The sequence below is a fragment of the Saccharospirillum alexandrii genome, assembly GCF_043641555.1.
GTDB classification, from domain to species: Bacteria; Pseudomonadota; Gammaproteobacteria; order Pseudomonadales; family Natronospirillaceae; genus Saccharospirillum; species Saccharospirillum alexandrii_A.
Map to the genome: position 1 here is coordinate 277,739 of NZ_JBHZRJ010000004.1, position 24,022 is coordinate 301,760.

Here is a 24,022-nt window from a genome sequence, read left to right on the forward strand (position 1 = left end):
ACACCGTGCATCAGGAACAGCTTTCGGGTACGTCCAGTCGGGTGAAGCGATAACTGTAGGCTGGCTGGGCGTCGCCGTTGTCACGTTGCACCCAGGGCAGTGGCTCATCGGCGTTCCAGTCAAAGGTTTCAGGCCATTGGTCTTCCACCTGAACAAACCGGCTGTCGAGCGACGGGCTGGTGACGGTCAGGGTCGGCCGGGGTTGGTTGTCTGGCAAAATCAGAGTGATTGGCACCGGCTTCAGGTTAACGGTTAGCAAGGTCAGCACGCCGGGGTTTGCGGGGTCGCAATGGGCATAGGCCTGAATCACCGCGCCACTGCCGCGCACCTCAAACCAGCGCGGGCCCATCAGCCGGTTCCACAGCACCTGGGCCCAGTAATCCGGGTTGGGGCTGTAGCGGGTACGATGGGCGAGCAGGGCGTAGTCGCCGCCGACCAGCGACTGCCGAATCACGGTGTCCTGTCCGGTTTGAGCCGCTGTCCCCAGCAAGGTCAGCCACCATAGGCTGGAGCCAAAGCGATTGGTCAGTTGATCTACACCACCGCACTGTGCCGGGCCGGTCTCGCCCAGCCAGAGTTCGGAGTCGGGAGAATAGCGGTCGACCCAGCCGCGCACCCGCTGAGCCTGACGGCGGAATTCGTCCACCGCTTCAATGTCGACCAGTGACTCCCACTCGGCCCCCTCGGTGCGAACCCGGCAGCGGGACGACTGGGTCGGGTAATAGTGCCAGCTGAAGATGGCCGGGTTGGCACCGTTTTTCAGAAAAGTGCGGGAACTGCCCACCAAGGGTCGCAAGGGTTCACCGATGCCGGGCCAGAAGGCATTGGCGGGCCCGGCCAACGGAACTTTACCGGTCAGTGCGCGGGCCCGGGCGAATTCTTCGGTGTACTGATCGAACCCGTATTGATGTCTCAGGCCAAACATCAGCCAGTGGGCACCGGGTTCGTTGCCAAACTCGAGTACGCCGTTGTAATCCTCCGGCAGCCAGCCGAGCAGACGCTGTAATTGACCCGGTTGCCAGTCGCCGCCGTCACGCACCCGGGGGCCCGTGCTGGTGGTGATCATCGGTCGGGCGCCTGCGGCCCGGGTGAATGTCAGAAACCCGGTCAGGTCGTCACGGTCCAGCCACGGCTGGGCGGCGACCGGGTCATCGGGTGACTGCCACCAGAGTTTGTCGGCTTCGGTACCGCCAAGCCGGATCCAGGCGGGCGCCAGAATTCGGGTCCAGCGCTGCAGGTCGGCATCGCTCAGGTCGAGCGGGCGGGGCGGCCCATCGAGGTCGGTCCACCAGTCGCCGCCGGTCAGCATGGCGGCATCGATGGCGACGCCAACAAAATCCGCACTTGTTTCACCACGCTCGAACCCCACACTCAGGTAAATAGTGGTCGGGGTCCTGACAGGGGCCCATACTAACCCGATCAGGATCAGTACCAGTGCAACGGTGAGCCATCGTGGGTGACGCCATAAGGCGCGGAGCAATGCAGTCATGCGCCGGTTATACGACATTTTTGTGACCGTTTGACGACACCGCCGTGACCGCCTGGCACCGTACTGACCCTTAAAGACTCAACTAAAGGACACCACCATGACCAACCCATTGCTTGAACCGCATGAACTGCCGCCCTTTGAGCAATTCAAGGCAGACCAGATCGTCCCGGCCATGACCGAGATCATCGACAGCAGCAAGGCACGCATCAATGAACTGGTGGAAACGGTTGCCGAGCCGACCTGGGAATCCCTGATTGAGCCGATCAGCGAACTGGATGAACGGCTCGACAATGCCTGGGCGGTATTTGGCCACCTGACTGGCGTTAAGGATTCGCCCGAACTGCGTGATGCCTACAGTCAGGCACTGGCGTTGCTGACGGATTACCAGAGCTGGCTCGGCCAGCACGATGGCCTGTTCAACGCTTATCAGCAGATTGCAGGGCGGGCTGATTTCAGCACCCTGTCCACCGCCCAGAAAGCCGCGATAGAACAGGCATTGCGCGATTTCCGCCTGTCCGGCATCGACCTGAACGAGAACGACAAAAAAGCCTTTGCCACACTGCAGTCGGAGCTGGCCCAGCTGCAGCAGCACTTCAGCGAACACGTGCTCGACGCCACCCAGGCCTGGTCGTTGCACATTACCGATGAAGCCCGTTTGTCTGGCTTGCCCGCTTCAGCCCGGGCCACCCTGGCACAGTATGCCCGCCAGAAAGAGAAAGACGGCTGGCTGGTCACCCTGGAAATGCCTTCGGTGATTCCGGTGCTGACCTACGCCGACGACCGCGAGCTGCGCCGCGAGACCTATATGGCGCATGTCACTCGCGCGTCAGATACCGGCCCATTCGGTGGCGTTTACGACAATGGCCCGGAAATGACCGACATTCTGACCAAACGCCAGGCCGCTGCCGAGCTGCTGGGCTTTGCCAACCACGCCGAAGTATCGCTTGCGACCAAGATGGCCGACTCTCCGGCGGCCGTGCTCGACTTCCTGAACCAGCTGGCCGCCAAAGCGGTGCCCCAGGCCAAACGCGAATACGACGAACTGGTCGCCTTCGCCCGGGATGAGTTGGGCATGACCGACGAGCTGGAACCCTGGGACATCAGCTACGCCAGTGAAAAGCTTAAGGAGCAGCGCTATGCCGTCTCGCAGGAAGAGCTGAAACCGTATTTCCCGGCGCCGCGGGTGATCGAAGGCCTGTTCGAAACCGCACACCGTCTGTTCGACATTTCGTTCGAGCAAGTCTCCGACTTTGAGACGTACCACCCGGATGTGCAGCTCTACAACGTGCTGGAGAATGGTAACGTCGTAGCCCGCTTTTACATGGACCTCTATGCCCGCGAAGGCAAGCGCGGCGGCGCCTGGATGGACGAATGTCGCAAGCGGGTGCGTATCGGCAGCAAGCTGCAAAAGCCGGTCGCCTATCTGACCTGCAACTTTACGCCCCCGGTCGATGGCAAACCCTCGCTGCTGACGCACGATGAAGTGACTACGCTGTTCCACGAATTTGGCCACAGCTTGCACCACATGCTGACCCGGGTAGACGTCGGCGATGTCAGCGGCATCAGCGGGGTTGCCTGGGATGCCGTCGAACTGCCCAGTCAGTTCATGGAAAACTGGTGCTGGGAGCCCGAGGCACTGGCCTTTATTTCCGGCCATGTCGATACCGGTGAAGCGCTTCCGACCGACTTGCTGGAAAAAATGCTGGACGCCAAGAACTTCCAGTCAGCCATGGCCACGGTGCGCCAGTTGCAGTTCTCCCTGTTCGACATGAAGCTGCACAACAAAACCGAGGCGTTTATGGTGAACGATGTGCAGGCGGTGCTTGATCAGGTTCGGGATGAAGTATCAGTCATCAAAACCGTGCCGGAGAATCGCTTCCAGCACAGCTTTGGTCACATCTTCGCCGGTGGCTATTCGGCGGGCTACTACAGCTACAAGTGGGCCGAAGTGCTGAGCGCCGATGCCTACAGCCGCTTTGAGGAAGAGGGCATTTTCAACGCCGAGACCGGCAAGGCGTTCCGCGATGTGATTCTGGCCAATGGTGGCAGTGTGCCAGCTGGCGATCTGTTCAAACAGTTCCGCGGGCGGGAACCGCAAGTGGATGCGTTGCTACGCCATAGCGGCATCGCGGCCTGATAAGCCCGGCATTCTGAACCCTGTTGATACAGGGTTCAGGCCTGTGCCTCTCCCTGCGATCGCTTCTTCAGCGCAATGGCTGAAAAATGCACACCTTTCCAGCCATGCTGCATAAACTGACGAATGTTGGCGTGATCCTGCCCGTCGGGATTGCCCAGCACGTCCTTACGATAATAATCGCCAAACAGCGCCAGCGTGGTTGCTTCCGGCAAATTCATCGCATGGGCAAAAGCCAGCAAGCGGCATGAGCCCTGATTAGTACCAGCGGCGTTGTGTTGCTCACCCACCGAGAACGCCACCGGCGTGAACTCGAATTCCCGATCGATCACGGCAATCGCCTGGTCAAAGTCGATCGTCTCTGGCCGGGTGTATAGCTGGTCTGCAAAGTCATTTAATGTCATCAGGCGTCATCCGTCAGCGGCAAAATCCGCATTTTACCACAAGCCCATCCCATCACAGCGTCACCTCGCGCCCCAGCAACCAGTCTTTCCACCGCCCCAGGCGCTCCCGACCGTGTTCAACGGCCATCAGCATGGCGGGCACGTAAAACAGGATCAGCAGGGTTGCGAACATCAGACCGAAGGCGATACCGGCCGCCATCGGGATCAGGAACTGGGCGTCGAACGAGGTTTCAAACAACAGAAAGCCCAGGCCTCCGACCGTCGTCAGCGTGGTGATGATCACCGCACGCAGCCGACGCACGCTGGCTTCGATAATGGCCTGCTCCATGCGCATGCCGTCGTCGCGTAACTGGCGGTACACCGTGACCAGTACAATGGCGTTGTTGATCACAATGCCCGACAGCCCGAACAGCCCGTAGATGCTGAGCACACTCAGTTCCAGCCCCATGATCCAGTGCCCGGCAATGGCGCCGGTCAGCCCGAAGGGAATGGTCGACATCACAGCCAGCGGCCAGCTCCAGCTTTCGAATACCCAGGCCAGGGCAATAAAAATGAGCATCAGCCCAAGTACCGCACCAATCTGAACATCGCGGAAGAAGTCGTTTTGCGATTCCTGGTCGCCTTCCACGCGCAGGCTGACATCACTGAACTGGTCCGCCAGCGCTGCCCGCACCTCGGTATCGATCAGCCGGTTCACCTCGGTCAGGTTCACGTCTGAGCTGTTTCGCTTGGCCGAGACTTGCACCGACAATTCACCATCTACACGGTTCAATTGCTGAATGGCCCGTTCAGACGTGGGTTCTGCCAGGGCGGACAGCGGCCGCTGAGTGCCGTCCGGCAGCGGCACGGGAAGCTGGGCCAGTCGGGGCCAGGCGTCGACCTCGGCTTCCAGCAACCGCAGTTGCACCGGGCGCTCCTCGCCGTCGATTTGCAGGGTTTGCACCGGGTAACCATTGGTCCAGTCGCGCAGGGTGCTGGCCAGTTGCTGTGGTGTCAGCCCTTGCGCCAAAGCCTCGGCCGTCAGGTTCAGGTTCAGTTGTTCGGCGCCCAGTGGCAGGTTGTCTTCAATATCGATCAGCCCCGGAATTTGCCCCAGTCGTTGCCGGGTCCAGTTGGCGGCCTGTTGCAGGCGCGCCAGCTCTTCGCCGACCAGACGCACTTGAATACCATCGGTCGAGGGGCCCTGCTGGCTTTCAATGAAACTGACTGACACCAGCCCGGCCGGCTCCTCCACACGGTCCCGCCACTGACGGGTGATTTCGCTGTTGGACACCGGGCGCTCGGTACTGTCGTCCAGTTGCACGAACAGCGCGCCGTCTTCGCGGGATTCCCGGTGCGTTTCCATAACGATGGTTTCAACCAGATTCACACCGAACGACTGCTCGATATCGAGCAGGGCGGATTCCATGTCCGTCAGGAAAGCGCGGGTCACGGCCGGGTCGGTTCCTTCGGCAAAGTCGACGTTCATTTGCAATGCCGGCTGCTGAATGGCCGGGAAAAACACGAACTGAACGCGGCCACTGGTCACCAGCGATACCGCCAGCACCAGTGCCACAACTGACAAAGCGAAGGTGGTTCCGCGATAGGCGACAGCCAGGGTAACCGCACGCCGAAAGGGCCCCTGGCGAAACCGCTCAAACCCGTTCTCAAAGCCAGCACGCAGCCGACCCGGGGGCTTCAGTTTGCCCTTGCCCACGCTGTGCGCCAGGTGGCCGGGCAGAATCAGAAAGCATTCTACCAGTGAGGCAGCAATGGCCATGATCACCACCAGCGGCACGCTTTTGGTGAAAACCCCGGCCTGGCCGCCGACCAGCAACAGGGGCAGAAAGGCGGCAATGGTAGTCACCGAAGAGGCAACCACCGCCGGTAACATCTGTTGCGCCGCCCGCAACGAGGCCTGGCGAGGCTCCTCTCCCTGTTCCATTCGGCTGTAGGCGTTTTCGCCAACCACAATGGCATCGTCGACGATCACACCCAGTGCCACCAGAAACCCGAACAGACTGATCAGATTGATGGAGTTGCCACTCAATTCCAGAAAAATGAAGGTGCCGAGAAAGGAGATCGGAATCCCGGCGGCGACCCACCAGGCCAGCTTCGGCCTTAAAAACAGGAACAACACCACCAAGACAACCAACAGGCCGCCGACGCCGTTATCCACAATGATGCCGATGCGGGCCTGCACAAACTCGTAGGTTTCGTTGTAGACGTGCAGCTCCATGCCCGCCGGCAGTGTCGGTTCAAACTCGGCCACCCACTCATTCAGAATCTCGGCCATACGCAGGGTGTCTTCCCCCCGGGTGCGGCTGAGCGCGAGTTTCACGGCCGGTTGACCCTGGTAGGACACACGGGTCTGATCCGGGTCTCGTTCTTCGGTCAGGGTCATGCGCTGGTCGAGACTCAGGATGGCATCGCCCTGGGTCAGGGTCTGGCGCCCCAGAGCCGCCGGGTCGCTGGCTTCTGCCGGCACCCGCAGCTGCGACTGCAACCGCCCTTCGCCGGTAATGCCGGCTGGCACATTGAGGTTCCGGGCAGCCAGCTGTTGCCCGAGCTCTGCCAGCGAGGCTTCGCCCGACAAATATTCCGCCACTGTCATGCGCAGGTTCAGTTCCCGATCTGGCAGGCCATTCAAATCCACCTTGGCAATACCCGCCGCCTGCAGGCTGGTTTCAGCGGCTTCGGCCCAGTATTGCAGCTCGTTCAGGGTGACATCGCCGTGCAGCAGTACCTCGGCGACGGGCTCATAGAACACCTGGCGGGTGACCTCGGGCTCGTCGGCGCCGTCGGGCAGCGAGACTGTATCCAGCGCTTTCTCAACCTCGGCTACCGCCTGTTCGATGTCACTGACCGCTTCCTTGAAGGTGATGGTCATGAACGACCCGCCTTCTATGGTTGTGGTGGTCAGCCGGTCGACGTCGGTCAGTTGCAGAATGGCCTGTTCGAGCGGAATGGTGACACCGTCCTGAACGTCCTCGGCGCTGGCGCCGGGCCATTCGGTGTTCACCGTGGCAATTTTGAGTTCAAAGTCGGGGAGAAACTGGGTATTGAGCCGATCGAGCGCGATCAGGCCCAAAAAAATCACCACGAACATCAGCGCATTGGGGGCGACTCTGTGGTGAGCAAAGGCTCGCAGCAAACCGCTCATTGGTCTGACACCTTAACCGCCAGGCCATCGGCCGCCTGCTGTAAACGGGTGCCCAGCAGTCGGTCATCGGGGTTCAGGTCCGCCTCGATCAGCCGCCAGACCCGGCCCTGATCGAACTGCTCACCCAACACCCGGATCTGAACACGCTCCAGCCGGTTGTCGACCACGCGGTAGACCGACTCATTGGCGTAGACACTGGCATCGGGAACCCGGTGCGCCTGGATGGCTGGCAAGTCGAGCCGCAGTGAGTAGGTCCGATTCAGGGTCGCCCGGGGTTGTTCGTTTTCGGCTTCAAAATACAAACGCACGCTGCCCCGGTCGGCGACCGGATCCCGCTGTCTCAGTTCGACCGGGATAGAGCCCGCGTCGGTTTCTACCACCGCCGTCAGTGATGACAGGGCATCCACCTCCGGCAAGGCAGAGGCAGCCACCCAGGCAACCCATTCAGTATCCTGGTCGTTGACCAGCGTTAACAAGGCACTGCCGGTGCCGGCCTCGGTGCCGGGCCGAACCTCCAGGCTGGCGATGCGGCCCGCAAAGGGGGCGGTTATGGTTGCTTCGTTCAGGTTGTCGCGGGCCTGCTCCAGTTGGCTGTCGAGCTGATCCCGCTGTGCGGCCAGTTGTTGTTCAACGTCATCGTAGCGGGCTATGGCTAGCTCCCGCTGCTGCAACGCCAATCGCTGGTTTTGCAGGGTGCGCTCGGCGGCTTCCAGATCGGCTGCCGAGCTCAGGTTCTGGCGTGCCAGGTTCTGCAGCCGATCGACACTGCGCTGGGCAATGGCAACCAGATTCTGTTCGATCACCAGCGCCGCCTGGTCACTTTGATACTGGCTTTGCTCCAGTCGGCTGCGCGATGCAAGCTCCGAACGCTGGGCTTCAAGCTGGGTGACCTGGCGTTGCAGGGCATCGGCGTCCAGCTGCAACAACACAGCCCCAGCCTCAACCGACTGACCGACGGCAACCTCAACGGACTCAACATTTGCAGCTACCGGGCTGGTCAGCACCACCGATTGTCGACTCTGATAACGGGGGTACAACATCAGCTGCGGCGACCAGCGCCCGGTGTCCGGCCTAACCGTGGCCACCGTTGGTGCATCGACCAGTGGTTGAGGCTCAGCCTCAGCGGTGTTGTCGGTTGATGGTTCCGACGTGTCATTCATCCACAACGCCCCGGCCACACCGGCGCCCAAAACGACCAGCGGCAAGCTCCATCGTACCCAGCGGCTGCTCATAGGTTTCGACACTCTTTAGACAGGAATTAGCCAGAGGTACGGCTACCTGCCGTCATTGGTTCATACTGACATGACGGCCGGCCGTTCGTCAGGCGCGCATCGAGGCGGTTCAACCGACCGGACCAGAAGCGCAACCCAAGTAGAGTGTGCAGAGTGTTTTTCAGTTCCGGTTGCCCGCTGCAGGCCCGGCAATGTCAGGCCAGCTCTGCCCGCAGTTGCTCCAATACCGGCACCGTGTCCGGGCGGACCCCGCGCCACAATTCAAAACTGACGGCAGCCTGGCCCACCAGCATGCCGAGGCCATCGGAGCACTGGCCCGCGCCCTGCTCACGCGCCCAGCGGTTGAAGGCCGTCTCATCCTTGCTGTAAATCATGTCGTAGCAGTGGGTATCGGGCGTAAACAGGCCGTCCGGCAGGGGCGGTAAATTACCGGACAAGCCTGCCGAGGTGCCGTTGATCACCAGATCGAAGCGGCCGCTGAGTTCATCGAACGCGCTGGGGGATATTTCCGGAAAATCGTCCGTCAGCTCTTCGGCCTTGGCCAGGGTACGGTTGGCCAGCACCAGGTTGGCCGGGTTACGCGACAACAGCGTTTCCAGCACACCCCGCACCGCACCGCCGGCCCCCAGAATCAGGACGTTGCGATCGGCAATGCGCCAGTTCAGTAAGGTTTCGAGATCGAAGACCAGGCCTTCGCCATCGGTGGTATCGCCCAGAATGCGACCATCGGCCTGTTTGAACAGGGTGTTTACGGCCCTTGCTCGCTTGGCCCGTTCGGTCAGATCATCGGCGAAATCATGGGCATCTTGCTTGAACGGCGCGGTAATGTTGAAACCGCGATAGCCATCGCGAAACATTTGCCAGACCCGGGTTTCAAAACTCGTGACCGGCAATTCAATGGCTTCGTATTCCAGCGCTTCTCCGGTTTGCCGGGCAAAGGCGGTGTGAATAACCGGAGACAGGCTGTGCTTGATCGGATGGCCCAATACCGCATAACGGTCCATAGATGATCCTTAGTAATGGGTGAAGTTCAAAATCTGGCAAACGCTGGCCGCGCAGATTGAACCGATAATTCAGGGAAAAAACAAGCGCTCCACGCCCTGGTTCAACCCCCCATTGTGGCAGCTCCTGAACTGTCGCTAGAAAACAGGGTCACAGCAAAAACCATAGTCAGCGCGGGGCGGATTGTCTATGGCTATAACCAGAGTTCCCCAATCAACTGACCGAGTTGAACACCCGCCCACAACCAGAACCCGACCGATACCAGCCACAGCCCGGCAATGAGGACGATGCGCCTGGCATCGGCTGGTCGTTTTTTGGCCGTGTTATCAGCGCTTGGGTGGGTGTCGGATTCAGTTGGTTTCATCAGGCGGCCAGTGATGGGGTAATAGACTGCCAAAGCCTGACCTGTCCGACTGGGGTGGTCAATACCACACGTACCTGAATGTATGCCCGGTCAGGTTCAATAGTGATACAAAACCTGGTCATGACCGTAAACAAGATCCGAAATGCAGACGGGTTACCCCTGACGGTGACATTGACACTCCGGTGTCTGCTTTTGCACCCATTAACCGCTGAATTCAAGAGTGACATTATGAGCAATCTGATCCGGCTGATGTACATCAGCCGAGCTACCTTCAAGCCCACGCCCGCCATCAAGGGCATTGAACCGAACGTCGCGCGGATACTGCAGTCGTCCCGTATCAACAACGCGAAAGTGGATGTGGGTGGCGTTCTGTTCTACGGCGACGGGCATTTTTTCCAATGTCTTGAGGGCGACAAAGCCGCCGTGCACAAACTGCTCGAGCGATTGCATCGTGATGACCGCCATACCGATGTAAAAATCGTGTCGGAAAAGCCAGTACAGGTTCGTCGGTTTGACGACTGGTCGATGAAATACACGGCCATTAACGACTCAATCAATTCATTGCTGGCCAAATTCGGGTTCAAGACGTTCAACCCTTATCAGTTTGACACCCAGCACTTCGACGCAATGATTGACGCACTGGAGAGAATGAACCAGCCCGATGAGATCATCGATGGCAACGATCCGAAAAGAGCGTTACGGAAAGGCCCGACCCGAGCCGAAAACGAGCGATCCGGCCTGGTTACCATGGGCATTATTGCGCTGATTCTGATTGTCGGTGGGGTGCTGGTTACCCAACTGATGTAAACGGTCAGTTCAGGATCACCGGGCCCCTGCACGTATAACGCCTTTTCAGAGCAGGTGCCCGGGCTGACCACTGTTCCCTGCTTGGGTCGCCACCGGCGTGCTGGTACACTGCGCCGGCTCGTCTTCGCCCCCCGACAGGACACCCGGCCCCATGGCACAGCTCAACCCCAGACAAGAAGAGTCTGTTAAGTACATCAGCGGTCCGATGCTGGTGCTAGCCGGGGCGGGCAGTGGCAAAACCTCGGTTATTACCCGGAAAATCGCCTATCTGGTCAATGAATGTGGCTACAAGGCGCACACCATTGCGGCCGTGACCTTTACCAACAAGGCCGCGCGGGAGATGAAGGAGCGGGTGGGCAAGCTGATTAAAGGCAAGGCCGCGCGCGGGCTAATCGTGTCAACCTTCCACAACCTGGGGCTGAACATCCTGCGCAAGGAAGCCAGCCACATTAATCTCAAAAGCGGCTTCACTCTGTTCGATGATCACGACTCCAAAGCGCTGATCAAAGACATTCTGTTGCGTGAAGTGCCCAACGCCGTCGATGAAATTGACCACTTTCGCAACCTGATCAGCCGCTGGAAAAACGACCTGACCGAACCGGCCGACTTGCGCGGCAAGATGGATGAAGCCCGCGACGCCCTGGCCGTCGAGATTTATGAACAATACAACCGAATGCTCAGCGCCTACAACGCCGTCGATTTTGACGATCTTATCCGGCTGCCCGCGCTGCTGTTCATGAGAAACCCCGAGGTACTGGCCAAATGGCAGCGCAAGATTCGCTACCTGCTGGTCGATGAATACCAGGACACCAATTCCTCCCAGTACCTGCTGGTGAAACTGCTGGTGGGGGATCAGCCCAGGTTTACGGTTGTGGGTGATGACGACCAGTCGATCTACAGCTGGCGCGGTGCCCGCCCGGAAAACCTGGTGCAGTTGCAGACCGACTATCCGCATTTGAAAATCGTCAAACTCGAACAGAATTACCGCTCCACCGGCCTGATTCTGAAGGCGGCCAACACCGTTATCGACAACAACCCGCACGTGTTCAAGAAAACGCTGTGGAGCGAAATGGGCTTTGGCGATCCGATTCGCATCATTCGCACGCCGAACGATGAAGCTGAAGCCGAGCGCATCGCCAACGAAATCTTGCACCAGCATTTAATCCGGCGCGGCGAGTACCGCGATTTTGCCGTGCTCTATCGCGGCAATCACCAGGCGCGCATTCTGGAAATCAAACTGCAGCAGAACCGCATTCCCTACAAGATCAACGGCGGCACCTCCTTTTTTGCCAAGGCCGAGATCAAGGACATCATGAGTTACCTGCGCCTGCTGGTGAACCCGGACGACGATGCCGCCTTCCTGCGTATCATCAACACGCCGCGTCGCGAAATAGGCCCGGCAACGCTGGAAAAACTCACCGAATACGCCAGTCATCGCAAAGTCAGCTTGAGTGCCGCCTGCCAGGAACTGGGCTTGCAGCAACTGCTGCCAGCCAAGGCCGCCGAGCGGTTGCATCGGTTTTCCGACTGGCTCGGTCGCATCATTCACAAACTGCACACCGAGGCAGACCCGGTGATGGTGATTCGTGAAGTGGTGACCGACATCAATTACGAAGCCTGGCTGCGCCAGGACAGTGTCTCCGACCTGCAGGCCGAAAAACGGCTGGCCAACGTTTACATTCTGATCGACAGCCTGAAATCGATGCTCGAACGCGGCGATGAAGACGAAGAGTCTGATCTTCAAATTCAGGATGCGATCGGCAAGCTGGTACTGCGCGACATCCTCGACCGCCAGGAGCAGGAAGACGAAACCGATGCGGTGCAACTGATGACATTGCACGCCTCCAAGGGCCTCGAATTTCCACATGTGTTCATCATGGGTCTGGAAGAAGAGCTGCTGCCGCACCGCAACAGCATTGAAAACGGCGATATCGAAGAAGAACGTCGCCTGATGTACGTCGGCATTACCCGCGCCCAGCGCACCCTGGCACTCACCTTTGCCGCCCGGCGCAAGCAGTTTGGCGAGATCATCGACTGCACGCCCAGCCGCTTTCTGGATGAGCTGCCCGCCGATGACGTCAGTTGGGAAGGGCGCGATGCCGGCAACACCGCCGATAAAGTGAACAGTAAAGAGACCTTCGCCAACCTCCGTGCCATGCTGAACAATTGATTAAAATCGGGTAGGCTCTGGTATTCAACAGGCCAAAACAGATAACAATATCGTGCCGACGTCGAGCAACCCACCCATTACCTCCGCCAAACTGCTGCTGGACAGTGAGTATCGCCTGATCGCCATTGGTGATGCCCAGGGTTTGCTGACGCCACCACCCGCACAAGGTCAGCCGCTGTCTGACTACTGGGTCAATTTTGAACCCTGGCTGGCTTTATACCGGGCCGTTGACCCGGATCGCAATAACTTCCAGATCTGTATCCCCGGTACCATGGCCAGCCTGACGCCACTGGGTGAGCATCAGTTAATGCATGTCTGGAAACACCTCGATGTGCTGCAAAGCAGCCTGTCGCTGCTGCAGTTCAATGCGCTGGTGTTCGATGCAAATCAGACGCTGGTGTATGCCAACACCGCCGCCCAGAGCTTTCTCGCCTCGCTTGGCCTTCGCGACTGGGAAACCCTGCTGCCGGAACGCTGGCACCGGCATTTTACAGACTGGCTGCAGCAGGATGTCGCCGTCAATCTGGAACGGGAGCTACAGGGCATGTGCCTGCGCTGGGAGATCACCAGCGACCCGAACCAGCAGTTTGTGGTGATGGTGTGTCACCCGATGGAAGAGCACGAAAACTACCGCCGAATTCTGGAATACTCGGTAGACGGCATTTACCAGACAGATGCCCAGGGCGCCGTAATCTACGCCAACTATTCCCTGGCCCGGTTATTTCTTTACGACTCGCCTGCCGACATGAAAGACGAGGTTCAGCGTGCAGCACACGACATCTACGTGCACCCTGAAGACAGAACACGCTTTCTCAAAGCTCTGGCCCAAAACAGCGAAGTGTCGGGGTTCGAATGCCAGATGAAACGCAAGAATGGCGATCAAATCTGGGTACGGCAAAACGCGCGCCGGGTGGTCAATGAACAGGGCGAGTTGGTGCATATCATCGGTACCATTGCCGACATTTCCGACTTAAAACGCTCGGAAGAGGCACGCCGAAATGCCGAAAGCGACTACGAAGACCTGTTCAATACCGCCCAGGCGGGCCTGTACCAATCGACCATTAGTGGCACTTTCATTCGGGTGAATCATTTATTCGCTCGCACGCTGGGGTGCGCCTCGCGCGAAGAGTGCCTCGCCTATTACGATGACATCACCCAGAAGCTGTATGACAGCCCCCGTCAGCGGCTGCGTTTGCTGTCGATGCTGCAGCGTGACCGGACCGTGGTAAATCAGCGTGCGCGCATGGTGCGCCGCGACGGCACACCCATCTGGGTCCTGATGAACGCCCAGTATGTCACCGAACGCCACACCGGCCGGGAAGTGATTCAGGGCTCGATCATCGACATTACCGAGCAGGTCGATGCCGAAAATGAAATTCGTTACCTGGCCGAACACGACACCCTGACCCAGTTACCCAACCGCAGCCAGTTTCAACAGCAGTTACAGCAGTCGTACGACCACTGGCAATTACACCCGCATCATGAATTCACGGTACTCTTTCTCGACCTCGATCATTTCAAAGACATCAACGATACTCTCGGTCACCTGGTGGGTGATGCTCTGCTGGTCGAGCTCGCTCAACGGTTGCGGCAACCGTTGAATGCGCCGTGTAAAACCTTTCGGCTGGGCGGGGATGAGTTCGCCGTGCTCGTCGACGGGGCTCTTTCAGAAACCGAACTGGATATTCTGTGTGTGCAAATTGGTGATCGCGTCAGTCGGGAATTCCGCTATCAGGAGTCAACGCTCAAAGTCACCGCCAGTATGGGGGTGGTGCTGTGTCATCAACTGGATGTCGACCGGTCACATGCCGTCATTGAAGATGTCATGAGTGCAGCAGACCTTGCCCTGTACCGGTGCAAGCGCACCGGGCGTGCTGGCTACCGTCTCTATGAACACCGGATGCGGGTGGATCTGCAATCGGAAAAATCCATGGAACACGAGTTAGCGCTGGCGTTGCGAGCCAACAAGTTGTTGCTGCATTTTCAGCCGGTTTTTGATGCACAGAGCCGTCGTATCATTGGTGCGGAGGCGCTGATTCGCTGGCCAACCGACGCGGGCTTCATCAGCCCGGCGCAGTTTATTCCGCTGGCAGAACGATCCGGTCTGATTGCCGATATTGATGTGTGGGTGCTGGAACAGATTCTCGATTATTGCGATAAGCTCAGGCAAAACCACTCTGATCTGGTGCTGAGCTTTAACCTCTCAGCCCACCACTTCAACAACCATACCTTCACCGACATTATTCAGCCGTTGCTGCCGCGTATTAAACGCGTTGGCCCACAATTGGCGCTGGAATTAACCGAACGCGTTATGTTCGAACGCACGGAAGGTGTCATCTCCTCGCTGCAGTCGTTGCGGCATTTTGGTGTGCATATTTCACTGGATGATTTCGGCACGGGCTTTTCATCGCTGAGTTACCTCACCCAGTTCCCGATCGACAAGATCAAAATCGACCAGAGCTTTATTAAAACCATGCACAGCAACACCACGGCACGCGCCGTGGTTCAAGCTGCGGCGCAAATTGGCAAGACGTTGCAATTGGTCGTCAACGCAGAAGGCGTGGAAACCGAAGAACAATTAACGGTGGTGCAACAGCTGGGCATTGAGGAGGTACAGGGTTTTCTGCTCGCCAGACCCATGCCCTTTGAGGCGTTTTTGACGTTGCTGGACGATTAGCGTGGTGAATTCAGCCCAATGCCAGCCAAACCCCAACCACCAGCATTAATGTACCGGCAATCCGATTGATCAGCCGTACGTTCTGACCGCGCGATAACACCACACTCAGGGATTTTCCGCCGCTGGCATACATCATCAGCGCCACCCATTCGATCAGCAGCATAATGGCAACCAGCGCCGCCAATTGTGGGGCCAGTGGTTTGCTGTCGTCCAGGAACGGTGGCAACAACACCATGGTAAAGGCCCAGCCTTTGGGATTAGCAACCGCGGTAACAAACCCCTGAATCGCCAGTTGCACCCTGCTGGCACCGGCATGCGCGGAATCGCCGGTTTCCGGTATTGCCAGCTTGCCGCGCGACTGCCACATTTGCAGACCAAGCCACATTAAATAGAGACCACCGGTCCACTTAAACACGGTAAACACCATAGGCGCGCTGAGCATAATGGCGGCCACACCGATCACGGCCAACACACTGACCAGACCAACGCCAATCAGTTCTCCGATCATCATCCACAGGGTGCGTTTGATGCCGATGGTGATGCCGAGGCTCATCGCCAGCGTCATGCACATACCCGGCGTCAGTGACACCAGCGCGAAGGTGGGAATAAAAGCAGCCAGCAAAGCGGTATTGATCATGATGCGGGTGACTCCTCAGACAACCCAGGTTTTGAACTGATCCAGAAAACGAGCCCGGTGGCGATGGTTGCCAGCAGGCCGCAGCCAATAAAGACGCCATCGTAACCGCCCCACTGAGCGATCACGCCCCCCAGCCCGGCCCCGGCGAGGCTGCCAATTTTGATCGAGGTAGTATACAGCGTGGATGCCATACCGAGACGGTCTTTCATCAGCGTCTGAAAGATACTGATGCCAATACCGGCCGCCAGACCAACCAGGCCCGCGTTGAACACCTGCATGGCGAGCAACATGTTAAAGCTGTCGAACCACCAGACGCCCGTATAAAAGACCATACCACTCACGGCGGCGACTTTAAGCGGTGCAAACAGATGCCAGCGCCAGGCCTGGGCACCGCCGTATATCATGATCGGGATTTCCAGCCCGGCAGCCATGCCCATCAGCAAGCCAGGGGCAATGGTCATCAACTCCAGTACGTCCCGCACATAGAGGGGCATATAGACAATGTACATGGAGTTGGCGGCAAAGATGGCAATGGTCACCAGCATCAGCCCCAGCACGCGCGGGTCGGTCACCGACACCTTGCTGGTCGAGCCAGACAAGCGGGTGTCTTTCATGCCAGGCAACATCAGCAGCGTCAGCAGAAAGATCGCGGCGGTGATCATCATCAGAGACCGGAAACCAAGCCAGTCAAACAGGAAGTAGGCCAGTGGCGGTCCGGCAATCCAGCTCATGGAAATGGTCGCACGCAATACCGATTGAAACAGCGCGGCCTGCTGATCGTTGACCTGCTCTCGCGCCAGTGCAAACAGTTGCGGCTGAGCCGTTGACGACAACCCAAACCAGACCATCCCGACAACCAGCAACAGCGGATACCACTCAACCACACCCAAGCCCACTGAGCCGAACATCGACACAATGACAGAGACGTAGAGAATCTTCATCCGGCTCATCCCGGCATCAGAGCGTTTGGCCAGCCACTGGCTGACACCAATACCGGCCAGCGTATTGGCCACAAAAAACACCCCGATCCACAGCGGCTCAATACCCAGATTAATCGCCAGATGCGTACTCAAAACCGGAAACACAGACGCACCGGCCGTGCCCAACAACATACTCAGGGCCAGCAGCCGCAACACCATAGGTTGTAACCAAAACGCTCTATTCAATTTTCTTCTCAATGTTTGGTGGTTTCTTTTGGTAGTTGCCTGAATTCGTGACAGGCACCGGGTGCCCCTATTTAGGGTCGCTGTGAACCCATCCATGGGCGCTAGACCGCAACGTCCCTGTTGCGGACTCCCCTAAATAGGGACACCCGGCACCCGTCACTTGTTAAGCTGGTTACACTTACTACGACAACCAATACTTAAATTCGTATACGACAAAAAACGGGCCTGGCACTTAACCAGACCCGTTTTTCACATCACAAACCAAGCGACTATTACTGCCCGAATCGCTCAGGCCCCGCTGGCTTGTTATCCAGCACCGCATCAATCCGTTCCATCACTGCATCGTCCAGCTTGTCAGTAATATCCATCGCTTTCAGGTTATCTTCCAACTGGCTCAAGCGGGATGCACCCAGAATAACCGTGCTGACGTTCGGGTTCTTCAAACACCAGGCCAGCGACAGATGCGTCAGGCTCACACCCAGCTCATCGGCGATTGGCTTCAGCTGACGCACTTTTTCCAGCCGCGCCTTGCCTTCATCACTGAGCAAGGTGTCTTTTAACCATTCGTAACCGGGCAGGTTCATGCGGCTGTCATCGGGAATGCCATCGAGGTATTTACCAGTCAGAATGCCCGATGCCAAGGGCGACCAGATGGTAGTACCCAATCCATACTGTTCGTAAATCGGCCGGTACTCGCCTTCCACCTTGTCGCGGTTGAACATGTTGTACTGCGGCTGTTCCATCGTCGGTGGCGTCAGGTGTTCCTGACGAGCAATAGCGTGGGCTTCGGTGAGCTGCTGCGCATTCCACTCCGACGTGCCCCAATACACAATTTTACCCTGCATCACCAACTGATGCATGGCACGCACCGTTTCTTCAATGGGGGTATCGACATCGGGGCGGTGGCAAAAAAACAAATCGAGATAGTCGACTTTCAGGCGACGCAGCGCTGCATCACAGGCATCGCGCACGTGCTTGGCCGACAGACCCAGCTGAGTCGGTTTTTCACCACCCCAGAACACTTTGGATGACACGACAAAGGTATCGCGCGGCAAGCCCAATGCATCAATGGCATCACCCATAATTTTTTCCGATTCGCCGGCTTCATAGCCTTCGGCGTTATCGAAAAAATTCACGCCGCTGTCGTAAGCGGTTTTCAGTAAGGTTTTGGCATCGTTCAAATCAACCTGCTTGCCAAAGGTAACCCAGGACCCTAACGACAGGGCAGAGACTTTAAGGCCGGAACGGCCAAGACGACGATATTCCATGATGACTCCTATACGACTCGAGGTCGTGTAAAGTAAAAGTTAGAGGTAAAGCTGCATCAAGCGATCGTGACCGGGTGCGTTGCTGACGGGGCGTCGGTCCCCATGGATGGGGACCGTCGAGCTTACACGGATGTACTTGCAGCGACCCGTCAGCAACGTGCCCAGTTGCGATTGCGCTTTTGCCTCCGTGTTAAAAGAGCCACGACCTACCAGGGCAGCAAATGGGTGCCTTTGTCAGTGAAACCATCCCAGAAGGTTTCCAGCCTGGCGCGATCGGCGGCCGACAACCGTTGACCGGTGGCGCCGAAGTTGGCGTCCAGTTGCGTCTGGGAACGAATACCCGGGATCACGCTGGACACTTCATCGTAGCTGAGCAAGTAGGCCAGGGATTGTTGCGCCAGGTTGCGATCAGCGGTGGGTAGCCAGGCCAGTTGTTCAACCAGAGCAGCGCGTTGTTCCACGTCTGCCTGGCTCCAGCGTTTGCGTACGCCATCGAAAACGGTTTGGGCCTTATACTTGCCACCGAGCCAGCCGCTGTCGAGCGGTACCTTGGTAATGACACCGACGTCGTTGGCGCGCACCTGGTCAAAGGCCAGTCTTACATCCTGGTGCAGCACGTTGAACAGAAGCTCCAGCACCTGGGCATCGGTGGTTTCGAGTGTTTCGCGCACTTCAAAGGCGTAATCGGTGCTCGCGCCATAAAAGCGCACCTTGCCTTCGGTTTGCGCTTTTTTCATCGCCTGCCAAATCGGGTGCTGCCCGTTCAAGACTTCAAGCGGCGGGCTGTGAACAAGGACCACGTCCAGATAATCCGTTTTCAAACGCTCCAGTGAACCATGCAGACTTTCCTGAAACGCCTCGGCACTGTAATCGGTGCCGCCTTCCGGCTTGTGACCAAATTTACTGACCAGTACCACCTCTTGCCGCACACCGCGCAGCGTTTCGCCCAACAACCGCTCACTGTTGGTTTTCGCATAATTCGGTGCGGTGTCGAACAGGTTACAGCCTCGGTCGAGTGCTTCGGCCACCAACTGATGGGCGGTGGTGTCATCCATACCGCCCCACTGATCGTTATTGCCCAGTTGCCAGGCGCCAAACCCAATATCGGATACCTTCAGTTCGGTTTTACCCAGTCGACGATAATGCATCATATTTCTCCCCGAATGTGCTGACGCACCCGGTCGTGATAAAAGTGCGACAGGTGGGTGTGCAATTCGTTGTCGAGCGACGGTAACGCAGAAACCGCCGCATTGTCGGCAATCTGCTCGGGCCGGCTGGCGCCGGTTATGACACTGCTGACGCCTTGCTGATCCAACAACCAGCGCAATGACATCTGCGCCAGTGTCATGCCATCCGGTACCAGGCTTTTCAGTTCATGAGCCAGTTCGACGCCGGTTTTATAGGGCAGACCAGCAAAGGTTTCACCCACAAAAAAGGCATCGCCATTCTGATTGAAATTGCGGTGATCCTCTTTGGCAAATTCATGATCAGCCGTCATTTTCCCGGAGAGCAACCCACTCGCCAGACCAAGCCGAACGATCACGCCAACCTCTTTCTGATGCGCCAGCGGTAAAATGGATTCGGCCATATCCTGACGTAGAAGATTCACGATTAACTGCAGCGAGGCGACGTCCGTATTTTCGAGGCAGTAGCGAGCATCGTCACAGGTTTCAACACTGGCGCCAAACTGGCGTATCAGACCAGCCTGTTTAAACTCGGCCAGCCATTCAAAAACCTCACCGCGTTTGATCTCGCTGATCGGAATGCAATGCAACTGCACCATATCAAGCTGCTCGACCTGCAGCCGATCACGCGATGCCTCAATGGCCGCTTTCAGCCGGTCCCGGCTGTAGCCATCCGGATACAATTCGGGGGTGCGGCCCGCCTTGGTAACGATGATGCGGTCAGTTTCAGGATGAGCACTATTGAACTCGCCAATAATGCGTTCACTTTCGCCTCCGCCATATACATCCGCGGTATCCCAAAAGGTGACGCCGTTGCCGCTGGCGGCTTGCAAAACCGACTCCGCCTGACCCGCCTGCAGGGCACCCCAGTCGCCACCCAACTGCCAACAGCCCAGGCCGATTTCAGAGACGGAATAGCCGGTTTTACCGAGTGGTCTATGTTGCACAATCTGGCTCATAGTTTGCTCCTGGTCGTTTCTTGGAAATGGCTTGCTTAGGTGGTTCGTATGCCAAAAACGGAATTTAGGTTGCCTCTGGTGGCTGAAATACGTGCCAGCGCTAACTATGCACTACGAAATATTGAGACCATTATAGTTGCTATCATTCCAGTTATAATCCTGCAAAAATTAACCTTATTCGTTAATGAGACTAACCAATGGACCGTTTTGCGGAGATTGAGGCCTTTCTTGCAGTTTGTGAAGCCGGGAGTTTTACCCGGGCGGCGGAGAAACTGTCGATATCTCGAGGGCGCATCAGTCAGAGAGTGGCCGAGCTGGAAGCCCGGCTGGGGATAACCTTGCTGCATCGTACGACTCGCAGTGTGTCACTCACGCCAGAGGGTGAGCATTTTCGCCTGCGCACCCAGTCGAGCCTGAACCAGATCGATGCGGCCGAGTACAGTCTGAAAATGATGGCCGACCGGCTATCGGGTCCGGTTCGCATCAACTCGGTGGGCGGGATTTTGGGTGAGCACTACCTGGCGCGTATGCTGACCGAAGTGGCTGCCCAGCACCCGCAATTGCAGTTTCAGATCGACTTCAGCAGCGCCCGGGTCGACCCGAACCAGGACCCGGTGGATCTGGTACTGCGCGGGGGTGATAACCCGGGCAGCGGGGTGGCCGCCGAACGGGTTGGCCGACTGCGCCTGATGCTTTGTGCCAGCCCCCGCTACCTGAACCAGCACGGGTTTCCGCGTCACCCGAACGAACTGGGCGACTTCAATTGCATCACCGGCACGCCCAAATCCTGGCAATTCCGGCGGGGCAATGACCACCACGTACATTACCCTCAGGGCAGCTGGCATGCGCCCAGCAGCCAGGCCCAGTTACTGGCCGCCGAGCAGGGGCTGGGCATTGCCCGGTTATCGAACCTGGTGCTGCGGGAACCCTTGCAGCAGGGTCGATTGGTGCAGGTTCTGCCCGACTGGGAGATTGAAAACACCTTGCTTTGGCTGGTTTGGGCTCAACGCAGTGAATTACCAAAACGCGTCGCTGTAGTTCGGGACCACCTGATTCGTCGTTTTCATAGCTTTGATCTGGGTGCGATATAATGACCCGGTTCTCATCTGACAACGCCGCCACTGGCCGCATGGCAAGGCTGTGATACACTGATCAGGATAAAAATGAGGAGTTAACCCATGCACCTGCCGCTTCGTCTCAGCTTGCCAATGGCCACTCTGGCTGCCCTGGTTATTCATCCAACGGCCTGGGCCGACCCCGGTGCACTCGATCGGTTCGACTGCCACAACGACGCCGTTACCGGCGAATACCATTGCCATGGCGATGAAGCGCTGGCCGATCTGGGCGGCTTTGCCATAGGCGCCGGCGTGCGCTCCTCGGTCTGGGTCTACCCGGATGAGAGCGAATACGATGCCTTTGTCGGCCCTTCGCTCGATATCGAAGCCGGTATTGGCGCCTTTGCCTTGCAGGGCAGCTATCACTACAAGCAAATCGTCACCAGTGATTCCGATGTCTACCTGATCGGCTGGGATATCGGCGCTAAACTGGGCCGCGGTGTGGCCCGCTATGGCACCAAATACTATGGCAGTCTGGGCTATTACAGCGAATCCGTTGAGCAGGATGGTTTCGAAGACACCCAAATCAGTGGCTTCTATGTTGGCGGTGGCGGTGGCTACAACTGGGATGAGCTGGGTCTGGATATTCAGGCCGACTGGCATTTCGGCGACAACTACGAAGAGTTCTTCAACGGCAACGTCGACGTGCAAACCATCTCAATTCGTACGGTTCTCAGTTACCGCTTCTGACCAGCAGCCCCCAGTCACCTGGGCTGCAGTTGTTCAGTCAGACAAGACGCCGGAGCCAGGCTTCGACGTCAGATTTCTCAGCCAGTAGCCCCGGCCCGTTCGCCACCTGAACAACGCCACCTTACCCAGCTCTTCCAACACCGTTACCCCGACCACGGCCCACAGCGGCCAGCCCAGCAAAAGTGCGACCAGCGCCGAAGCCGGTACCGCCAATAACCAGAGTGAAATGGCTTCTGTCAGCAGTACGAACCGATTATCACCACCCGCCCGCAGAATACCGATGACCGCCAGCATATTGTGAGTGCGCACCGGCAAGCCGATGCAGTACACCAGCCAGACACCGGCCAGCAAATCCCGAACCGGTGCTTCCACAAAGGCGAAGGCTCCAACCACCAGAGGTGTCATCGATGCCAAGGCAACCGCGAGCAAGGCGGACGCCAGGGTGATTTTATTCAGAAAAAAATAGCACAGCGCCCGGGCTTCATCGTATTCGTACCGGCCCAGGTGCTGGCCAATCAGAATCGACGCCGCTATACCAAAGCCGATGAACAGATCGACGATCACGTTCTCCAGTGGCGACATCAGACTCATCGCCGCCAAAGGCGCAGCCCCCATGTAGGCGTAGACCAGAAAGAAGGCAAAAATACCGGCACTCCAGAGGCCCTCGTTCAGCATCAGCACCCGGCCATAGCGCCAGACTTCCCAGAACCGATCCGCCGACCACACCCAAACCACCTGCAAATGGCGGCGCAACAGAAAGAGCAGCAAGGCCAGCTCCAGCACCCGCGACGCAACCGATGCAAAGGCAACACCGGCCAAGCCAATATTGAGTACCGGGAAAGGCCCAAACAACACCAGATAGTTCAGCAATGTATTGGTCAGCAGCGCCAGGCCGCTGGCCGCCATCGGCCACAGTGTATCGCCGGTGGCGCGTTGCACACTGGCCAGCAGAAAACTGAACCCTGAGAGGGCGGCAAAGGGAAAGGTCCAGAACCAGTAATTGGCGGCCATGCCAGCCACCGCATCATCCGGCGATAACAAGCCGGCCATTGGCTGAGTAAAGAACAGCGCCATCACCGTCAGCGGCAACATCGCCAGCCCACACCAGGCAAGACCGGTCCACAAATACCCCAACACAGCAATGCGATCCGAAGCGCCCCAATACTGCGCCACCAGCATCGAAACACCACCGCTCAACCCTATGGCGATCAATAGCGCAACGAAGTAAACCTTGCTGATCAGCCCCACAGCAGCGACGGCGGCTGAACCAAGGGAACTGACCATGTAGATATCGACTACGCTCAATGATGAGGTCAGCAAGGCTTGCAGGCTGATGGGTAACGCCAGACTCACAATGCGACGATAGGACAGCGCCAGCATCTTAATTTCCTTTAACGCCAGGGTTACCAGCAATTTTCCTATCAACGACGCCGGCGTTTTAGGTTAATCCAGGAGCTAGTGTCATGAGTCAGAAATTCTTGCTAATTAAACCACAAGTTACCTAAGGACCACCGGGTGCCTCTGCTGGGGGTCGTCAGACCGCATGGATGCGGGCTGCGAGCTTACAGGGAAGTATTTACAG

At 57.9% G+C, this 24,022-nt stretch carries 18 protein-coding genes; 6 read left to right on the forward strand and 12 right to left on the reverse strand.

Going from position 1 to position 24,022, the window contains the following annotated elements:
• Window positions 1-10: 10 nt before the first annotated feature.
• The gene (locus ACHUE7_RS15780) at window positions 11-1,489 is read right to left on the reverse strand and encodes a hypothetical protein (RefSeq protein ID WP_394170842.1); all 1,479 of its coding nucleotides are present in this window, start codon (window positions 1,487-1,489) and stop codon (window positions 11-13) included.
• Between the two features lie 97 nt (window positions 1,490-1,586).
• On the opposite strand from ACHUE7_RS15780, the gene ACHUE7_RS15785 reads away from it, so the two are divergent.
• Window positions 1,587-3,626: a M3 family metallopeptidase gene (locus ACHUE7_RS15785; RefSeq protein ID WP_394170843.1), complete on the forward strand. Its 2,040-nt coding sequence runs from the start codon at window positions 1,587-1,589 to the stop codon at window positions 3,624-3,626.
• 35 nt (window positions 3,627-3,661) lie between these two features.
• On the opposite strand, the gene ACHUE7_RS15790 is transcribed toward ACHUE7_RS15785, so the two are convergent.
• The 5 genes from ACHUE7_RS15790 to ACHUE7_RS15810 all read right to left on the reverse strand — a co-directional run bounded on the left by ACHUE7_RS15790 (window position 3,662) and on the right by ACHUE7_RS15810 (window position 9,767).
• Window positions 3,662-4,027 carry a HopJ type III effector protein gene (locus ACHUE7_RS15790; protein WP_394170844.1) on the reverse strand — a complete coding sequence of 122 codons (366 nt, stop codon included), beginning with the start codon at window positions 4,025-4,027 and terminating at the stop codon, window positions 3,662-3,664.
• A gap of 52 nt (window positions 4,028-4,079) precedes the next feature.
• Window positions 4,080-7,169: an efflux RND transporter permease subunit gene (locus ACHUE7_RS15795; protein ID WP_394170845.1), complete on the reverse strand. Its 3,090-nt coding sequence runs from the start codon at window positions 7,167-7,169 to the stop codon at window positions 4,080-4,082.
• Window positions 7,166-8,401, reverse strand: coding sequence for an efflux RND transporter periplasmic adaptor subunit (locus tag ACHUE7_RS15800; RefSeq protein WP_394170846.1), 1,236 nt, complete (start codon window positions 8,399-8,401; stop codon window positions 7,166-7,168). The genes ACHUE7_RS15795 and ACHUE7_RS15800 overlap by 4 nt, the downstream gene beginning before the upstream one ends.
• A 194-nt stretch (window positions 8,402-8,595) precedes the next feature.
• Window positions 8,596-9,405 (reverse strand): shikimate dehydrogenase, encoded by an 810-nt coding sequence (gene aroE, locus ACHUE7_RS15805; RefSeq protein WP_394170847.1) that lies wholly within the window; start codon window positions 9,403-9,405, stop codon window positions 8,596-8,598.
• A 191-nt stretch (window positions 9,406-9,596) separates the two neighbouring features.
• Window positions 9,597-9,767 carry a hypothetical protein gene (locus ACHUE7_RS15810; RefSeq protein ID WP_394170848.1) on the reverse strand — a complete coding sequence of 57 codons (171 nt, stop codon included), beginning with the start codon at window positions 9,765-9,767 and terminating at the stop codon, window positions 9,597-9,599.
• 228 nt (window positions 9,768-9,995) lie between these two features.
• Here ACHUE7_RS15810 and ACHUE7_RS15815 point away from each other — a divergent pair, with 228 nt between their 5' ends.
• From ACHUE7_RS15815 to ACHUE7_RS15825, 3 genes are all read left to right on the forward strand, one after another.
• Window positions 9,996-10,574, forward strand: a complete 579-nt coding sequence (locus ACHUE7_RS15815; protein WP_394170849.1) for a BLUF domain-containing protein — start codon at window positions 9,996-9,998, stop codon at window positions 10,572-10,574.
• 151 nt (window positions 10,575-10,725) lie between these two features.
• Window positions 10,726-12,744: a DNA helicase Rep gene (gene rep, locus ACHUE7_RS15820; RefSeq protein WP_394170850.1), complete on the forward strand. Its 2,019-nt coding sequence runs from the start codon at window positions 10,726-10,728 to the stop codon at window positions 12,742-12,744.
• A gap of 52 nt (window positions 12,745-12,796) precedes the next feature.
• The gene (locus ACHUE7_RS15825) at window positions 12,797-15,421 is read left to right on the forward strand and encodes a putative bifunctional diguanylate cyclase/phosphodiesterase (RefSeq protein WP_394170851.1); all 2,625 of its coding nucleotides are present in this window, start codon (window positions 12,797-12,799) and stop codon (window positions 15,419-15,421) included.
• 10 nt (window positions 15,422-15,431) lie between these two features.
• On the opposite strand, the gene ACHUE7_RS15830 is transcribed toward ACHUE7_RS15825, so the two are convergent.
• The 5 genes from ACHUE7_RS15830 to ACHUE7_RS15850 form a co-directional block, all read right to left on the reverse strand.
• On the reverse strand, window positions 15,432-16,058 hold the full coding sequence (locus ACHUE7_RS15830) for a LysE family translocator (protein ID WP_394170852.1): 627 nt from the start codon (window positions 16,056-16,058) through the stop codon (window positions 15,432-15,434).
• Window positions 16,055-17,197, reverse strand: a complete 1,143-nt coding sequence (locus tag ACHUE7_RS15835) for a sugar efflux transporter (RefSeq protein WP_394170853.1) — start codon at window positions 17,195-17,197, stop codon at window positions 16,055-16,057. Before ACHUE7_RS15835 ends, ACHUE7_RS15830 begins: the two co-directional genes overlap by 4 nt.
• A 299-nt stretch (window positions 17,198-17,496) precedes the next feature.
• Entirely contained in the window at window positions 17,497-18,492 is a 996-nt protein-coding gene (locus ACHUE7_RS15840) for a potassium channel beta subunit family protein (protein WP_394170854.1), read from the reverse strand.
• A 206-nt stretch (window positions 18,493-18,698) separates the two neighbouring features.
• Window positions 18,699-19,643, reverse strand: a complete 945-nt coding sequence (locus tag ACHUE7_RS15845; RefSeq protein ID WP_394170855.1) for an aldo/keto reductase — start codon at window positions 19,641-19,643, stop codon at window positions 18,699-18,701.
• Window positions 19,640-20,635 carry an aldo/keto reductase gene (locus tag ACHUE7_RS15850; RefSeq protein ID WP_394170856.1) on the reverse strand — a complete coding sequence of 332 codons (996 nt, stop codon included), beginning with the start codon at window positions 20,633-20,635 and terminating at the stop codon, window positions 19,640-19,642. The genes ACHUE7_RS15845 and ACHUE7_RS15850 overlap by 4 nt, the downstream gene beginning before the upstream one ends.
• A gap of 197 nt (window positions 20,636-20,832) precedes the next feature.
• On the opposite strand from ACHUE7_RS15850, the gene ACHUE7_RS15855 reads away from it, so the two are divergent.
• Together ACHUE7_RS15855 and ACHUE7_RS15860 are read left to right on the forward strand one after the other, a co-directional pair.
• Window positions 20,833-21,726: a LysR family transcriptional regulator gene (locus ACHUE7_RS15855; protein ID WP_394170857.1), complete on the forward strand. Its 894-nt coding sequence runs from the start codon at window positions 20,833-20,835 to the stop codon at window positions 21,724-21,726.
• Between the two features lie 87 nt (window positions 21,727-21,813).
• The gene (locus ACHUE7_RS15860) at window positions 21,814-22,440 is read left to right on the forward strand and encodes a hypothetical protein (protein WP_394170858.1); all 627 of its coding nucleotides are present in this window, start codon (window positions 21,814-21,816) and stop codon (window positions 22,438-22,440) included.
• Window positions 22,441-22,473: 33 nt separating this feature from the next.
• Here the strand turns inward: ACHUE7_RS15860 and ACHUE7_RS15865 are convergent, their stop codons facing one another.
• Window positions 22,474-23,820 (reverse strand): MATE family efflux transporter, encoded by a 1,347-nt coding sequence (locus ACHUE7_RS15865; protein ID WP_394170859.1) that lies wholly within the window; start codon window positions 23,818-23,820, stop codon window positions 22,474-22,476.
• Between the last annotated feature and the right edge of the window lie 202 nt (window positions 23,821-24,022).

Excerpts from the sequence above, each read along its gene's own strand:
- ACHUE7_RS15780 (WP_394170842.1), bottom strand. The coding sequence starts at position 1,489 with ATGACTGCATTGCTCCGCGCCTTATGGCGTCACCCACGATGGCTCACC.
- ACHUE7_RS15785 (WP_394170843.1), top strand. The coding sequence starts at position 1,587 with ATGACCAACCCATTGCTTGAACCGCATGAACTGCCGCCCTTTGAGCAA.
- ACHUE7_RS15790 (WP_394170844.1), bottom strand. The coding sequence starts at position 4,027 with ATGACATTAAATGACTTTGCAGACCAGCTATACACCCGGCCAGAGACG.
- ACHUE7_RS15795 (WP_394170845.1), bottom strand. The coding sequence starts at position 7,169 with ATGAGCGGTTTGCTGCGAGCCTTTGCTCACCACAGAGTCGCCCCCAAT.
- ACHUE7_RS15800 (WP_394170846.1), bottom strand. The coding sequence starts at position 8,401 with ATGAGCAGCCGCTGGGTACGATGGAGCTTGCCGCTGGTCGTTTTGGGC.
- aroE (WP_394170847.1), bottom strand. The coding sequence starts at position 9,405 with ATGGACCGTTATGCGGTATTGGGCCATCCGATCAAGCACAGCCTGTCT.
- ACHUE7_RS15810 (WP_394170848.1), bottom strand. The coding sequence starts at position 9,767 with ATGAAACCAACTGAATCCGACACCCACCCAAGCGCTGATAACACGGCC.
- ACHUE7_RS15815 (WP_394170849.1), top strand. The coding sequence starts at position 9,996 with ATGAGCAATCTGATCCGGCTGATGTACATCAGCCGAGCTACCTTCAAG.
- rep (WP_394170850.1), top strand. The coding sequence starts at position 10,726 with ATGGCACAGCTCAACCCCAGACAAGAAGAGTCTGTTAAGTACATCAGC.
- ACHUE7_RS15830 (WP_394170852.1), bottom strand. The coding sequence starts at position 16,058 with ATGATCAATACCGCTTTGCTGGCTGCTTTTATTCCCACCTTCGCGCTG.
- ACHUE7_RS15835 (WP_394170853.1), bottom strand. The coding sequence starts at position 17,197 with ATGGTGTTGCGGCTGCTGGCCCTGAGTATGTTGTTGGGCACGGCCGGT.
- ACHUE7_RS15840 (WP_394170854.1), bottom strand. The coding sequence starts at position 18,492 with ATGGAATATCGTCGTCTTGGCCGTTCCGGCCTTAAAGTCTCTGCCCTG.
- ACHUE7_RS15845 (WP_394170855.1), bottom strand. The coding sequence starts at position 19,643 with ATGATGCATTATCGTCGACTGGGTAAAACCGAACTGAAGGTATCCGAT.
- ACHUE7_RS15850 (WP_394170856.1), bottom strand. The coding sequence starts at position 20,635 with ATGAGCCAGATTGTGCAACATAGACCACTCGGTAAAACCGGCTATTCC.
- ACHUE7_RS15855 (WP_394170857.1), top strand. The coding sequence starts at position 20,833 with ATGGACCGTTTTGCGGAGATTGAGGCCTTTCTTGCAGTTTGTGAAGCC.
- ACHUE7_RS15860 (WP_394170858.1), top strand. The coding sequence starts at position 21,814 with ATGCACCTGCCGCTTCGTCTCAGCTTGCCAATGGCCACTCTGGCTGCC.
- ACHUE7_RS15865 (WP_394170859.1), bottom strand. The coding sequence starts at position 23,820 with ATGCTGGCGCTGTCCTATCGTCGCATTGTGAGTCTGGCGTTACCCATC.